The sequence below is a fragment of the Streptomyces mangrovisoli genome, assembly GCF_000974985.2.
Classification (GTDB): domain Bacteria; phylum Actinomycetota; class Actinomycetes; order Streptomycetales; family Streptomycetaceae; genus Streptomyces; species Streptomyces mangrovisoli.
Genome location: NZ_LAVA02000005.1, coordinates 90,150 through 104,470, shown reverse-complemented (window position 1 = coordinate 104,470; position 14,321 = coordinate 90,150). Strand labels below are relative to the sequence as shown.

General features: G+C 70.6%; 16 protein-coding genes. 8 read left to right on the top strand and 8 right to left on the bottom strand.

What is annotated here, in order from left to right:
* The first annotated feature begins 255 nt into the window (after window positions 1-255).
* From rpsF to rplI, 4 genes are all read left to right on the top strand, one after another.
* Window positions 256-546 (top strand): 30S ribosomal protein S6, encoded by a 291-nt coding sequence (rpsF, locus tag WN71_RS03520; protein ID WP_019324683.1) that lies wholly within the window; start codon window positions 256-258, stop codon window positions 544-546.
* A gap of 76 nt (window positions 547-622) precedes the next feature.
* Window positions 623-1,207 (top strand): single-stranded DNA-binding protein, encoded by a 585-nt coding sequence (locus WN71_RS03515; RefSeq protein WP_046583699.1) that lies wholly within the window; start codon window positions 623-625, stop codon window positions 1,205-1,207.
* Between the two features lie 58 nt (window positions 1,208-1,265).
* Window positions 1,266-1,502 carry a 30S ribosomal protein S18 gene (gene rpsR / locus WN71_RS03510; protein ID WP_003949403.1) on the top strand — a complete coding sequence of 79 codons (237 nt, stop codon included), beginning with the start codon at window positions 1,266-1,268 and terminating at the stop codon, window positions 1,500-1,502.
* Between the two features lie 18 nt (window positions 1,503-1,520).
* Window positions 1,521-1,967, top strand: a complete 447-nt coding sequence (gene rplI / locus WN71_RS03505) for a 50S ribosomal protein L9 (RefSeq protein ID WP_046583700.1) — start codon at window positions 1,521-1,523, stop codon at window positions 1,965-1,967.
* Between the two features lie 131 nt (window positions 1,968-2,098).
* On the opposite strand, the gene WN71_RS03500 is transcribed toward rplI, so the two are convergent.
* Window positions 2,099-3,436, bottom strand: coding sequence for an MATE family efflux transporter (locus tag WN71_RS03500; protein ID WP_046583701.1), 1,338 nt, complete (start codon window positions 3,434-3,436; stop codon window positions 2,099-2,101).
* A gap of 460 nt (window positions 3,437-3,896) precedes the next feature.
* On the opposite strand from WN71_RS03500, the gene dnaB reads away from it, so the two are divergent.
* Window positions 3,897-5,372, top strand: a complete 1,476-nt coding sequence (dnaB, locus tag WN71_RS03495) for a replicative DNA helicase (RefSeq protein ID WP_046583702.1) — start codon at window positions 3,897-3,899, stop codon at window positions 5,370-5,372.
* A 61-nt stretch (window positions 5,373-5,433) separates the two neighbouring features.
* Entirely contained in the window at window positions 5,434-6,819 is a 1,386-nt protein-coding gene (locus tag WN71_RS03490) for a serine hydrolase domain-containing protein (RefSeq protein WP_046583703.1), read from the top strand.
* 143 nt (window positions 6,820-6,962) lie between these two features.
* Here WN71_RS03490 and WN71_RS03485 read toward each other — a convergent pair whose 3' ends face one another.
* A complete protein-coding gene (locus WN71_RS03485) occupies window positions 6,963-7,436 on the bottom strand; it encodes a GNAT family N-acetyltransferase (RefSeq protein WP_046583704.1) in 474 nt (157 codons plus the stop codon).
* A gap of 9 nt (window positions 7,437-7,445) precedes the next feature.
* Window positions 7,446-7,925 carry a MarR family winged helix-turn-helix transcriptional regulator gene (locus tag WN71_RS03480; RefSeq protein ID WP_046583705.1) on the bottom strand — a complete coding sequence of 160 codons (480 nt, stop codon included), beginning with the start codon at window positions 7,923-7,925 and terminating at the stop codon, window positions 7,446-7,448.
* 139 nt (window positions 7,926-8,064) lie between these two features.
* On the opposite strand from WN71_RS03480, the gene WN71_RS03475 reads away from it, so the two are divergent.
* Together WN71_RS03475 and WN71_RS03470 are read left to right on the top strand one after the other, a co-directional pair.
* Window positions 8,065-9,318 carry an MFS transporter gene (locus tag WN71_RS03475; RefSeq protein WP_046583706.1) on the top strand — a complete coding sequence of 418 codons (1,254 nt, stop codon included), beginning with the start codon at window positions 8,065-8,067 and terminating at the stop codon, window positions 9,316-9,318.
* A gap of 83 nt (window positions 9,319-9,401) precedes the next feature.
* Complete coding sequence (locus WN71_RS03470) at window positions 9,402-9,824, top strand: GlcG/HbpS family heme-binding protein (protein WP_046583707.1); 423 nt, start codon at window positions 9,402-9,404, stop codon at window positions 9,822-9,824.
* Window positions 9,825-9,991: 167 nt separating this feature from the next.
* Here WN71_RS03470 and WN71_RS03465 read toward each other — a convergent pair whose 3' ends face one another.
* From WN71_RS03465 to WN71_RS03445, 5 genes are all read right to left on the bottom strand, one after another.
* Complete coding sequence (locus WN71_RS03465; RefSeq protein ID WP_046583708.1) at window positions 9,992-10,861, bottom strand: GNAT family N-acetyltransferase; 870 nt, start codon at window positions 10,859-10,861, stop codon at window positions 9,992-9,994.
* A gap of 133 nt (window positions 10,862-10,994) precedes the next feature.
* Window positions 10,995-11,477, bottom strand: coding sequence for an NUDIX domain-containing protein (locus WN71_RS03460; RefSeq protein ID WP_046583709.1), 483 nt, complete (start codon window positions 11,475-11,477; stop codon window positions 10,995-10,997).
* Between the two features lie 55 nt (window positions 11,478-11,532).
* On the bottom strand, window positions 11,533-12,438 hold the full coding sequence (locus WN71_RS03455) for a LysR family transcriptional regulator (protein ID WP_046583710.1): 906 nt from the start codon (window positions 12,436-12,438) through the stop codon (window positions 11,533-11,535).
* A gap of 231 nt (window positions 12,439-12,669) precedes the next feature.
* Window positions 12,670-13,830 (bottom strand): cystathionine gamma-lyase, encoded by a 1,161-nt coding sequence (locus WN71_RS03450; protein ID WP_046583711.1) that lies wholly within the window; start codon window positions 13,828-13,830, stop codon window positions 12,670-12,672.
* Entirely contained in the window at window positions 13,827-14,318 is a 492-nt protein-coding gene (locus tag WN71_RS03445) for a low molecular weight protein-tyrosine-phosphatase (protein ID WP_046583712.1), read from the bottom strand. Before WN71_RS03445 ends, WN71_RS03450 begins: the two co-directional genes overlap by 4 nt.
* Between the last annotated feature and the right edge of the window lie 3 nt (window positions 14,319-14,321).

Here is a 14,321-nt window from a genome sequence, read left to right as displayed (position 1 = left end):
TCCTGCGGAAGGCGGCGCATCGTAGCGCCATACACACCCGATGCGTACAGACTGACGGTCCCCACCGCAGGATTTCAACCGGAAGCGGGTGTGCGGGTACTCTGTACCGTCTGCACCGGTGTCTGCCCATGCCCTGACGCGGAACCCGAGAGGGAACCCCGATTGTCAGTGGCGGCCGATACCGTTGCGTACGCATCACAACCCTCCTGCCACGGAACGACCGTGGCCGCTGAGTCCGAAGGAGGTGGGTTCCACATGCGTCACTACGAGGTGATGGTCATCCTCGACCCCGATCTCGAGGAGCGTTCTGTCTCCCCGCTGATCGAGAACTTCCTCTCTGTCGTCCGCGATGGCGGCGGCAAGGTGGAGAAGGTCGACACCTGGGGCCGTCGTCGTCTCTCGTACGAGATCAAGAAGAAGCCCGAGGGCATCTACTCGGTCATCGACCTGCAGGCCGAGCCTGCGGTCGTCAAGGAGCTCGACCGCCAGATGAACCTGAACGAGTCGGTCCTCCGGACCAAGGTCCTCCGTCCCGAGACCCACTGAGCCTCCGCTCAGTCGTTCTCGGGATTTCGAGTAGCAGCACCAGCAGCCAGCAGCAAACCCGCCGAGAGGTTCCCCCATGGCAGGCGAGACCGTCATCACGGTTGTCGGCAATCTTGTCGATGACCCCGAGCTGCGCTTCACCCCGTCCGGTGCGGCGGTCGCGAAGTTCCGCATCGCGTCCACTCCCCGCACCTTCGACCGTCAGACGAACGAGTGGAAGGACGGCGAGAGCCTGTTCCTGACCTGCTCGGTCTGGCGCCAGGCGGCGGAGAACGTCGCCGAGTCGCTTCAGAAGGGCATGCGCGTTCTCGTGCAGGGCCGGCTGAAGCAGCGGTCCTACGACGACCGCGACGGCGTCAAGCGCACGGTCTACGAGCTGGACGTCGAGGAAGTCGGTCCCAGCCTGCGCAATGCCACGGCCAAGGTCACCAAGACCTCCGGCCGCGGTGGCCAGGGTGGCGGCGGCAACTACGGCGGCGGTGGCGGCCAGCAGGGCGGCGGCTGGGGCGGCGGCTCCGGTGGCGGCCAGCAGGGCGGCCAGCAGGCCGACGACCCGTGGGCTTCCGGCGCTCCCGCCGGTGGCAACCAGGGTGGCGGCGGCGGCTGGGGCGGTGGCTCCGGCGGTTCCGGCGGCGGCTACTCGGACGAACCCCCCTTCTAGGCCCCCGGGCCGGAGGGCGGGTCGTACCCAAACTTCTTGATCACACAGGAGATACACCATGGCGAAGCCGCCTGTGCGCAAGCCGAAGAAGAAGGTCTGCGCTTTCTGCAAGGACAAGGTCACGTACGTGGACTACAAGGACACGAACATGCTGCGGAAGTTCATTTCCGACCGCGGCAAGATCCGTGCCCGCCGCGTGACCGGCAACTGCACGCAGCACCAGCGTGACGTCGCCACGGCCGTGAAGAACAGCCGTGAGATGGCGCTGCTGCCCTACACGTCCACCGCGCGCTAAGGGAAGGGTGACAGAAACATGAAGATCATCCTGACCCACGAGGTCTCTGGCCTCGGTGCCGCCGGCGACGTCGTTGACGTCAAGGACGGCTACGCTCGCAACTACCTGATCCCGCGGAAGTTCGCTATCCGCTGGACCAAGGGTGGCGAGAAGGACGTCGAGCAGATCCGTCGCGCTCGCAAGATCCACGAGATCCAGACCATCGAGCAGGCCAACGCTGTGAAGGCCCAGCTCGAGGGCGTCAAGGTCCGTCTGGCCGTCCGTTCGGGCGACGCGGGCCGTCTGTTCGGTTCCGTCACCCAGGCCGACATCGCTTCCGCGATCAAGGCTGCCGGTGGCCCCGACGTCGACAAGCGTCGCATCGAGGTCGGTTCGCCGATCAAGACCCTGGGCGCCCACGAGACGTCCGTGCGTCTGCACCCCGAGGTTGCCGCCAAGGTCAACATCGAGGTCGTCGCGGCCTGATCGTCGCGCTGAGCAGTCGTAGAGGGGCCGCACCTGCCTGGTGCGGCCCCTTTCGCTTGCCTTCCGTCTCCGCGCCGAGCGCACGTTTCACGTGAAACGTGCCGTGGTGCGCTGTTTCACGTGAAACCGCTTCAGCGGGTCGCGCCGGTCACGATCCAGCGGCCCGAGCGTGCCCTCAGCCAGAGGGTCAGCGTCCGCACGGCCATCATCAGTGCCATGGCTCCCCAGAGCGCGGTGAGTCCGCCGCCCAGCACGGGCACCAGCAGAGCGGCCGGGGCGAACACCGCCAGGGTGATCACCATCGCGCCCGCCAGATAGGGCCCGTCACCGGCGCCCATCAGGACGCCGTCCAGGACGAAGACGATGCCGCAGAGCGGCTGGGAGAGCGCCACCAGCAGCAGTGCGGGAAGCGCCGCGTCCGTCACCGAGGAGTCGCTGGTGAACAGCGGCAGGAACAACGGCCGGGCCAGCACCAGCAGCAGACCGAGCACGGTCCCCGTCGCGATGCCCCACTGCACCATCCTGCGGCAGGCTTCCCGTGCTCCGGGGGCGTCGTCCGCCCCGAGGTAGCGGCCGATGATGGCCTGACCGGCGATGGCGATGGCGTCGAGGGCGAAGGCGAGCAGGCTCCACAGCGACAGCACGATCTGGTGCGCGGCGATGTCGGCGTCACCGAGCCGGGCGGCCACGGCAGTGGCGATCAGGAGGATCGCTCTCAGGGAGAGCGTGCGGATCAGCAGAGGCACTCCTGCCTGGGCCGACGCCCTGATGCCGGCGGCATCAGGGCGCAGGGAGGCGCCGTGCTCGCGGGCGCCGCGGATGACGACGGCGAGATAGACCGCGGCCATGCCGCACTGGGCGATGACGGTCCCCCACGCGGAGCCCGCGATACCGAGACCCGCGCCGTAGACGAGCGCCGCGTTGAGAGCGGCGTTGGCGACGAAGCCCGCGACGGCGACATACAGCGGGGTGCGGGTGTTCTGGAGTCCGCGCAGGACCCCGGTGGCGGCCAGCACCACGAGCATCGCGGGGATGCCGAGGGACGAGATCCGCAGATAGGTCGTCGCGTACGGCGCCGCGGTGTCGGAGGCGCCGAAGAGGTCCACCAGCCCGGGTGCCGTGGACAGAGCCACGACGATCACCCCGGCGCCCAGGAGCAGGGCGAGCCAGATGCCGTCCATGCCCTGACGGATGGCGGCCGGCAGATCGCCCGCGCCGACCCGCCGGGCCACGGCCGCCGTGGTGGCGTAGGCGAGGAAGACGAAGACGCTCACCGCGGTGGTGAGCAGGGCCGAGGCGATGCCGAGTCCGGCGAGCTGGGCCGTGCCGAGATGGCCGACGATCGCGCTGTCGGCCATGACGAAGAGGGGCTCGGCGACCAGTGCGCCGAAGGCCGGGACGGCCAGTGCCACGATCTCGCGGTCGTGCTGTCGCCGGGTTGCCCGGGTCGCTTCGGAAGCCTGTGTCATACGCACTAATCTAATCGTCCACAGGTAAGAGATGCAATCCCATACTGACCCTTACTGATCCTTCGGTGGCGGGCGCTCGCCCGGCTTGTGGGAGGGGATCTTGCGCCGACTGGGGAAGTTTTTCTTCTGCACAGCCGGTGGATGGGAAAGATGCAGGTCAGAGACTGTTGCGCGGAAGTTCCGAGGTCTTGTTCACAGGGCTGTCCACCGACTCGTACACAGGTTTTGCCGAGTTCTCCACAGCATCGGGGCCGTCGTCCACATGGCCTGTGGATAACCAGATTGGCTGACGGTGCCGACGGGCCTAACGTGGTCCGGCGCCCGCTTCCATCCCCAGGCCTCGGAACCACCACAAAACCGACGCGCCACAACCGGAGTTGGGTCCCTTAGTTGTCAGTGCTGTGCCGTAGAACAAAGAGGCACGGCGAGGTCCGCAGCGCGGACGGGAGGAGGCGGTTCGGTGAGCATTTCCGAGCCCTTGGACGATCCGTGGGCCGACAGTGGTCCCAGTGATCGCCTGCCCGCCACCCGCCGCCGGGACGGCGGCCGGACACGTGACGAGCAGCACGACCGTGGTCGCGAGGGCGGCGCGTGGGACGGTGCGGGTCCCTCCTTCGAGCGGCTCCCCCCGCAGGACCTCGACGCCGAGCAGTCCGTGCTCGGTGGCATGCTCCTGTCCAAGGACGCCATCGCCGACGTCGTCGAGGTGATCAAGGGCCACGACTTCTACAAGCCCGCCCACGAGACGATCTTCCAGGCGATCCTGGACATCTACGCCAAGGGCGAGCCGGCCGACCCCATCACCATCGCGGCCGAGCTGACCAAGCGCGGCGAGATCAACAAGGTCGGCGGCGCGGCGTACCTGCACACGCTCGTCCAGACCGTGCCCACGGCGGCCAACGCCGAGTACTACGCGGAGATCGTCCACGAACGCGCCGTGCTGCGCCGCCTGGTCGAGGCCGGCACCCGCATCACCCAGATGGGGTACGCGGCGGACGACGACGTCGACGAGATCGTCAACCGCGCGCAGGCCGAGATCTACGCGGTCACCGAGCAGCGCACCAGCGAGGACTACCTCCCGCTCGGCGACATCATGGAGGGCGCGCTCGACGAGATCGAGGCGATCGGCTCGCGCAGCGGCGAGATGACCGGTGTGCCCACGGGATTCACCGACTTCGACTCCCTCACCAACGGTCTGCACCCGGGGCAGATGATCGTCATCGCGGCCCGTCCCGCCATGGGTAAGTCGACGCTCGCGCTGGACTTCGCGCGTGCCGCGTCGATCAAGCACAACCTGCCCAGCGTCATCTTCTCCCTGGAGATGGGCCGCAACGAGATCGCGATGCGTCTGCTGTCGGCGGAGGCCCGGGTCGCCCTGCACCACATGCGCTCCGGAACCATGACCGACGAGGACTGGACCCGGCTCGCCCGTCGGATGCCCGACGTGTCCGCGGCCCCTCTGTTCATCGACGATTCCCCGAACCTGTCGATGATGGAGATCCGTGCCAAGTGCCGCCGCCTCAAGCAGCGCAATGACATCAAGCTGGTCGTCATCGACTACCTCCAGCTGATGCAGTCCGGCGGCTCCAAGCGCGCCGAGAGCCGTCAGCAGGAGGTCTCGGACATGTCCCGTAACCTCAAGCTGCTCGCCAAGGAGCTGGAGATCCCGGTGATCGCGCTCTCCCAGCTGAACCGTGGCCCCGAGCAGCGCACCGACAAGAAGCCCATGGTGTCCGACCTGCGTGAGTCCGGCTCCATCGAGCAGGACGCGGACATGGTCATCCTGCTGCACCGCGAGGACGCCTACGAGAAGGAATCCCCGCGCGCCGGCGAGGCCGACCTCATCGTGGCCAAGCACCGTAACGGCCCCACAGCGACGATCACGGTCGCCTTCCAGGGCCACTACTCGCGCTTCGTGGACATGGCACAGACCTGACCTGGGCCGCGCCCGGCGAAATGGGCTCGACGTGCGGTGGCCCGGCAGGTGGACTGGGCCCATGACAACACCTCAGGAAGAGCTGCTTCCCGGTACGCGACGGGCTCTGCTGCACCGGGTCGCCGTGGCGCAGGCCGAGGGGCGGGCGCCGTCGCTCGTGGCCACGGTCGTACGGGACGGGCGGGCCGTGTGGACGGGTGCGCGCACCTCCGTCGACGGGCACGCGCCGGACGACGACGTGCAGTACCGGATCGGCTCCATCACCAAGACCTTCACCGCCGTCCTGGTGCTGCGGCTGCGCGACGAGGGCCTGCTCGACCTGGCCGACCCGCTGGAGAAGCATCTGCCGGGCACCGGAGCGGGGGAGGCCACGATCGCCGAACTGCTCGCCCACAGCGGCGGCCTGGCGGCGGAGTCACCGGGCCCGTGGTGGGAGCGGACCCCCGGCTCGGTGCGGCCCGAGCTGGCCGACGTGCTCGGTGAACGGCCCTTCCTGCACCCCGTCGGCCGTCGCCACCACTACTCCAACCCGGGTTTCACCCTGCTCGGCGCGCTGGTGGAGGAGGTGCGCGGGGCGCCCTGGGAGGACGTGCTGCGCGCCGAGGTGCTCCAGCCGCTGGGCCTGCTGCGCACGAGCGGTCGACCCGAGGCGCCGCACGCCGGGGGCTGGGCCGTGCATCCCTGGGCCGACGCCCTGCTGCCCGAGCCCTCCGAGGATCTCGGCCGGATGGCTCCCGCGGGTCAGCTCTGGTCCACCACGGGCGACCTGGCGCGGTTCGCCGCCTTCCTGACGCGGGGCGACGAACGGGTCCTGAGCGCCGCTTCGGTGGCGGAGATGCGTACGCCCGCCACGCCGATGGAGGTCGCGGACGTGGCGGACGGCGTCGCGTACGGGCTGGGGATGCAGATTCAGTACCGGGACGGCCGGCTGCTGGCGGGGCACTCCGGTTCGCTGCCGGGTTTCCTCGCGAACCTGACCCTCGGCGTCGAGGACGATGTCGCCGCCGTGGTGCTGGCCAACTGCACCTCCGGGCCCCAACTGTCCGCCGTGGCAGCCGATCTCGTGCGGATCGTCGCCGAGGCCGAGCCCAGGATTCCCGAGCCGTGGCGGCCGCTGCGCGAGGTCGATCCGGCGCTGCTGGAACTCGCCGGGCAGTGGTACTGGGGGACGTACGGCTACGGTCTGCGTCTCACGGCCGACGGGCTGCTGTCGTTGGAGCCGTTGTCCGGCAAAGGCCGGCGCTCCCGGTTCCGCGCGAACGGCGACGGTACCTGGACCGGCCTGGAGGGCTACTACGCCGGAGAGCTCCTGAGGGCCGTACGCCGACCCGACGGGGCGGTGAGCCATCTGGACCTCGGGTCGTTCGTGTTCACCCGCCAGCCGTACGAGGAGGGCGCTCCGGTGCCCGGCGGGGTCGACCCGGAGGGCTGGCGGGGGATCGGATGACGGCACGGCGAACGAGGTGACGTCCGAGGGGCCCTGTTTCACGTGAAACAGGGCCCCTCGGACGTGCTGCCGCGGAGCGCGTCCGTGGCTGTGGCTGTGGCTCGTGGTCGTGCTCGTGGCCATGGCTGCGGCGGTGGCCGCCCTCAGAGCGCGAGCTTGAAGCCCACGTGCGACGCCGTGAAACCGAGACGCTCGTAGAAGCGATGGGCGTCGGTGCGCGAGGCGTCGGACGTGAGCTGCACCAACCGGCAGCCCTGACGCCGGGACTCCGCGACCGCCCACTCGATGAAACGGCTGCCCAGACCGCTGCCGCGCTCGTCCGCGTGGATTCGGACGGCCTCGATGATCGAGCGCGTGGCGCCGCGCCGGGACAGCCCCGGGACGATCGTGAGCTGGAGGGTTCCGATCAATTGGTCCGCGCGGACCGCGACGACCAGATGCTGGTTCGGATCGGCGTCGATCCGCTGGAACGCGGCCAGGTACGGGGCCGGGTCGTCCGGCGATTCGCGCTGCGCACCGAGCGGATCGTCCGCGAGCAGGGCGACGATCGCGGGCACATCGGTGGCGACGGCGGGACGTATGACGAGATCCGGACCGGCACCTTCGAGATCTTCCATGCCCGCACCCTATGCGGGCAGCCCCGCGCCCTCCGCCGGGGCGTGCAGCGACTCCACGACCCGGACCAGCGGGGCCAGTTCGGGGTTCAGGGCCGCCTCGTCCAGGGCCTCGCGCAGGGCGGAGTCGTTGGTCGGGCGAGCCTCCTCCAGGAGCTCTCGGCCCGTCTCCGTGACGTTGGTGTAGATGCCGCGGCGGTCGGTCGGGCAGAGGTAGCGCTCGAGCAGCCCACGGTCCTCCAGCCGGGTGACCAGGCGGGTGGTGGCGCTCTGGCTGAGCACGACCGCGTCGGCGACCTGCTTCATCTGGAGATGGCCCCCCTCGCCGTCGTGCTGCCTGCTGAGCACGTCGAGCAGCGAGTACTCCCGCACGCTCAGCCGGTGCCCGGCCTGGAGCGCGCGCTCGATGTGCGCCTCGATCCTCCCGTGCAGCAGAGACAGGGCGCACCAGCCCTGGGAGAGGGCGGTGAGCGCGGGATCCGTCGCTGTCATGGCTTTCCTCCGTCCCTGAGCGGCTGCGTCCAGGATAGGGCAGCCCCGCGATAGCCGTCGCTTGCAAGTATCCCGCGTCTGCAATTATTGTGGACGCACGCAAAGCGCATCTGCAATCTCTGGGAAGGTGTACCCCCACATGCCTCTCGCGCTTCTGGCCCTCGCGATCGGGGCCTTCGGAATCGGCACCACCGAGTTCGTGATCATGGGCCTGCTGCCCGAGGTCGCCGGCGACTTCGGGGTCTCCATCCCCACCGCGGGCCTGCTGGTGACCGGCTACGCCCTGGGCGTGGTGGTCGGCGCTCCGCTGATGACCGTCCTCGGCACCAAGGTCCCGCGCAAGCGGATGCTGATGGTGCTGATGGGCCTCTTCATCGCCGGGAACCTGCTCTCGGCCGTCGCCCCCACCTTCGCCGTGATGCTGATCGGCCGGATCGTCGCGTCCCTCGCCCACGGCGCCTTCTTCGGCATCGGCTCGGTGGTCGCGGCGGAACTGGTCGCGCCGCAGAAGAAGGCCGGCGCCATCGCGCTGATGTTCACCGGTCTGACCGTGGCGAATGTGGTCGGCGTCCCGCTGGGCACGCTCGTCGGACAGCATGTCGGCTGGCGGGTGACCTTCGGCATCGTCGCCGCCCTCGGCGTGGTGGGCCTGGCCGGTGTCGCCCGGCTCGTCCCCGAGATGCCGCGGCCGGAGGGTGTGCGCCTGCGTCACGAACTGGCCGCCTTCAGGAACACCCAGGTGCTGCTCGCCATGGCGATGACCGTCCTCGGCTTCGGCGGCGTCTTCGCGGCCGTCACCTACATCGCGCCGATGATGACCCACGTGGCCGGCTACGCGGACGGCTCGGTCACCTGGCTGCTGGTCCTCTTCGGACTCGGCATGGTCGGCGGCAACCTTCTCGGCGGGCGGTTCGCCGACCGCGCCCTGATGCCGATGCTGTACGTCTCGCTCGGCGCCCTGGCCGTGGTGCTCGCGCTCTTCACGGTCACCGCGCACGACAAGGTCCTCGCGGCCGTCACGATCACCCTGATCGGCGCCCTCGGCTTCGCCACGGTCCCCCCGCTCCAGAAGCGCGTCCTGGACCAGGCGCACGGCGCCCCGACGCTGGCGTCGGCCGTGAACATCGGCGCCTTCAACCTCGGCAACGCACTGTCCGCCTGGCTCGGCGGCCTCGTGATCTCCGCGGGCCTCGGCTACACCGCCCCCAACTGGGTCGGTGCGGCACTCGCGGCGGCCGCCCTCGTGCTCGCGGTCCTGTCGGCCACGCTCGAACGCCGTGGCGTCGCCCCATCCGCACCGGTGTCCACCGCCCCGGTGTCCACCGCCACCTCGGCCACCGCCGCCGTCGCGGGCTCCGTCCCCGCCGAGCGCCGCAGCCCGGCGCACCCCTGACCCCCACCGGTCGCTGAACCCCGCCCCTACGACCGGGCACCGGGCTCCCGACCCCAAGCACCACACGCAAGGAGAACGACCCCATGACCACCGCCACCACCGTCGCCCCGCTGACCATCGAGGACGCGGAAGCCCTCGTCGCCACCGCCCGTGAAGCCGCCGACGCCGCCGGAGTCGCCGTCAGCGTCACCGTGCTGGACGCCGGTGGCCACCTGCTGGCCTTCCGGCGGGACGACCGTGCCGTGCTGATCTCCGGGGAGACCAGCACCCGCAAGGCATACACGGCGCTCCAGCTGAACGCGCCCACCGCCGACCTCGTGGACGCCGTGCAGCCGGGCGGGCTCTTCCACACCCTGCCCACCGCCCTCGACCGGCCGCTGCTGTTCATCGCCGGAGGTGTCCCGGTGCGGCGCGACGGCCGGCTCGTCGGCGCCGTGGGCGTCGGCGGCGGAGCTCCCGAGCAGGACCACTCCTTCGCGACGGCGGCGGCCGAGACGCTCGCCTGACGGCCTTTCGCTTCCGCGAGGCGCCCGTCGGGCCAGGCGGCTGCTCCGGAGGCGCACAGCGGCCACTGACGGTGCGCAGCGGCCGCTGACGGCGCCCGTCGGGCCCTCGTCGGGCCCGGCAGGCAGAAGGGCGGCTCTTCCCCCGGGGAGGAGCCGCCCCGCCGTGCTCAGCCCGCCGCGACCGTCAGCGGGGCGAAGCGTCGCGTCCAGTCCCCGGGCAGCTCGGTGATCCCGTACGTCATGACGGCGTTGAAGCCGGCCGGTGCCAGGCCGTGCTCCTTCGCCCACGCCAGCAGGCTTTCGTGCCGTACGTCGATGTCGGTGCGCAGCGGCCGGTCCGTGCGGGCCGCGATCGAGGCGACGAGGGCCTTCGCCGTCTCGGGGTCGCGGGCGATCAGCGGGCCTACGACGAGGTCGCGCATGTTCGGCCAGGCGCCGGCGTAACCGATGATCCGGCCGTGTTCCTCGGCCACCCGCAGCTGGTCGGCGAAGGCGGGGAGCCGGGTGATGATGTGGGTGCGATCGGTGCCGAAGACCTCTTCGTCGAGCCTGATGATCGTGGTGAGGTCCTCGGCGGTGACCGCCCGGGTGGCAACCCTCGGATCCGTGTCGTCGGCGGTGAAGTGGCCGCGCAGCATCTCCGCGCGGCCGGTGACCTTGAAGCCGAGTTCCTCGTAGAGCGGGCGGCCGAAGGGGGTCGCGTGCAGGGTGAGCGGGGTGGTCCCCATCGTGGCGACGACGTGGTGCATCAGCCGCCGTCCGATGCCCTGGCGACTGTGGCGCTCGGCGACCAGCACCATGCCGATGGCGCCCAGTTCGATACGGGAGCCGGGTCCGCCGTACTCGGTGACGACACAGGCCGCGGCGAGTCCGCCGTCGGGGTCGTCGATGCCGTAGCCGCGTCCTGCGGTGAGCAGGAAGCCCCACTTGTGTTCCTCCCGTGGCCACCCCCGGTCCTCGGACAAGTCGGCGCAGGCGGTGAGATCGCGAAGCGTCAGGCGGCGAATGGGCAGAGCGGCGAGGGGAGAGGTCGGCACGCAGGTCAGGCTGTCCGACAGGTACCCCCGGCGTCCAGCCGTTTCAGGGGAGACGCCCGTGCTTTTGGCCATGTCGTGGCCCTGCGCACAAGTCCCCGACGGATTCAGGGTGTTTCACGTGAAACATGCCATGTCAGCCGAGATCGGGCGCGTGCATGGCACGGACACCCTCGATATTGCCGTCGAGGTAGTGGCGGAGCGACAGCGGCACCATGTGCACGGACGCGATCCCGACCCGCGTGAACGGCACGCGCACGATCTCGTACTCGCCCAGGGGCTCCTCGATCTCCGGCCCGTGCCGCAGGGCGGGATCCATCGACTCCAGGCGGCAGACGAAGAAGTGCTGCACCTTCACGCCGGTCGCGCCGCCGTCCTCGCCGATGTGTTCCACGGTGTCGACGAAGCAGGGCACCACATCGCAGATCTTGGCGCCGAGCTCCTCGTAGACCTCGCGGTGCAGGGCGTCGACGACGGTCGCGTCCGTCGGCTCGACGCCGCCGCCGGGTGTCACCCAGTACGGATCGACGCCGGGCTTGGTGCGCTTGATCAGGATCAGGTCGTCGCCGTCCAGCAGGACGGCGCGTGCGGTGCGCTTGACCACGGGTCGGACGGTCATGGGAGAAATGTGGCCCGCCTGGTTCCACGTGAAACATCACGACGTCCCGAGGCGGTCAGGACCACTCCGAAGCCGCCCGTTGCAGCCAGTCGTAAGCGCGCGCGATGTGCGGCATGGCCAGCGTGCCCGTGCGCACCACCAGGAAATAGGTCCGCAGCGGCGGCACGGCGGGCTCGTGCAGCGCGACGACCTCGCCCCGTTCCAGCGCGGGAGCGCACAGATAGCGCGGCAGCACCGCGATCCCGGCGCCCGCGATCGCGCAGGCGAGGACCGCCCGCAGATCGGGGACGATCACCGTGCCGGAGGACGAGGGGCGGGAGTCGAAGACGGACGCCCAGTAGCGCGAGACGAACGGCAGCGACTCGTGGACCTCGACGAGGGGAAGATCCGCCAGTGCGGAGGCGCCGGTGCCGGGCCGCGTCGGGGCCTCGATCTGTTTGGCCCACCGGCAGGAGGCGATGAGGACGTGCTCCTCGTCGCAGAGCGCAGTCGCGGTGAGCAGAGGACCCCGCGGACGGGCCGTACTGATGGCCAGATCATGATGTCCGGCGGCCAGCCCCTCCAGCGTCTCCTCGGCGTTGCCGAAGGAGGCCCGCAGGGCGAAGCCCTGCCCGTCGTCGCCGGTCAGCTCGGTCAGGGCCGGCAGGGCCCGCTCGGCGGTGAACTCCGGCGGCCCGGCGAGGTGCAGGGTGCGTAAAGAGGAGTCCTCGTCCAGGCCGGTTTCGGCTATCTCCACCAGAGCGTCGAGATGCGGGGCGGCCTTGTGCGCGAGTTCGTCGCCGATGGTCGTGGGGGTCACCCCACGCGCCTGGCGCAGGAAGAGCGGGCGCCCCAGCTGCCGTTCCAGGGTGCGGATCTGGGAGGTGACGGCCGGCTGCGAGAGGCCGAGCAGGGCGGCGGCGCGGGTGAAGGAGCCGGCCCGGTGCACGGTCACGAAAGTGCGCAGCAAGGCCAGATCCATGGCACGTCCTCCCCAGTCCCTGCCCTTGCCGCGGCCCCCTGGGCAGGGCCCCAACTATAAATAAGTCGATAGGGATCTGTCGCTACCGTGATTGGACACTGACGCAGAGTCAACTAGCCTGGTTCGCGCGGTTCTTCGCGCGCGGAACCGAGGGCGGTCCGAGCCACGAGGGGGGAGGCTCGGACCGTCCGTTGTGCGTAGCCGTACACCGACGGGGCGTCCGTAAAGCGCTCACCGCGCCGACTCGTCCAGCGCACGCACCACGTCCGCCACCAGGTCCTCGGCGTCCTCCGCACCGACCGACAGACGAATGAACCCCTCCGGTACGGCGTCCCCGCCCCAGCGGCCACGCCGCTCGGCGGTGGAGCGCACCCCGCCGAAGCTGGTGGCGTCGTCCACCAGGCGCAGCGCCTCGAGGAACCGGTCGGCCCGTGCGCGCGTGGGCAGCGTGAAGGACACCACGCATCCGAAGCGCCGCATCTGCCGCGCCGCGACGACGTGGGAGGGATCGTCCGGCAGGCCGGGGTAGCGCAGCCCGGTCACCTCCGGGCGTTCGCGCAGGGCCTTCGCGAGGGTGAGGGCGGTCGCGCTCTGCCGCTCCACCCGCAGCGCGAGCGTGGCCAGGGAGCGGTGTGCCAGCCACGCCTCCATGGGGCCGCTGATCGCACCGACGATCTTGCGCCAGCGGCGTACGGCGGCCATGGCCTGCTCGTCCCGTCCTGTGACGTAGCCGAGCAGGATGTCGCCGTGCCCGGTGAGCTGCTTGGTGCCGCTCGCCACGGAGAAGTCGGCGCCGAGTTCCAGCGGCCGCTGTCCGAGCGGTGTCGCCAGCGTGTTGTCCACGGCCACCAGGGCGCCGCGCGCGTGGGCCGCCTCGGCGAGCCGGTGGATGTCGGCGACGTCCAGCCCCGGGTTGGACGGGGACTCGATCCACAGCAGCCGCGCCCCGTCGAGGACGCCGAGCTGGGCGTCGCCGCCGGTCGGCGCGGTGCGCACCTCGATGCCGTAGGCCTCCAGCTGGGCCCGCACCAGGGGCAGCGCCTGGTAGCCGTCGTCCGGGAGCACCACGGCGTCGCCGGAGCGCAGCTGGGAGAAGAGCACCGCGGAGATCGCCGCCATGCCGGAGGCGAACACCAGGGTCTGCACGCCCTCCTGCCCGGGTGCCTCCAGTTCTCCGACGGCCCGCTCCAGATGGCTCCAGGTCGGGTTCTCGTCACGGCCGTAGGTGTAGGGGCCGGTGGGGTCGCCGGGCAGGTGGTAGTGCGCGGCGAAGACCGGTCCCGGCAGCGTGGGTTCGTGCTTGACGGGCTCGGGCAGACCCGCTCGCACGGCGCGCGTGCCCTCGCCGGCGGGCGCCGGACGCGTGCCGTCGTGATCGGAAGCCGTGCTCATGCGGCCCGGCCTCCCACCTCGTCGCGGATGCCGGCGAGCAGGGCGGTGCTCGCCGACTCCACCATCTCCAGGCACTCCTCGAAGCCGTCCCGGCCGCCGTAGTACGGATCCGGCACGTCGAGGTCGTCGCCGGCCGCGGGGTCGTACGACCGCAGCAGCCGGACCTTGGCCGCGTCCTCGGGTGTGGGCGCGATCCGGCGCAGGGCCCTGAGGTGGCCGGCGTCGAGCGCGATCACGAGGTCGAGCCGGGAGAACCAGGACGGCTGGAAGCGCCGGGCGGTGTGCGCGACGGCGTAGCCCCGCTCATCCAGCACGTCGACGGTGCGCGGATCGGCGCCGTCGCCCTCGTGCCAGCCGTCGGTCCCGGCGCTGTCCACCTCCACCAGATCCTCGAGCCCGGCCTCCGCCACCCGCGCGCGGAAGACGGATTCGGCCATCGGGGAACGGCAGATGTTGCCCGTGCAGACGAAACAGACGCGGTAGGTCATCGT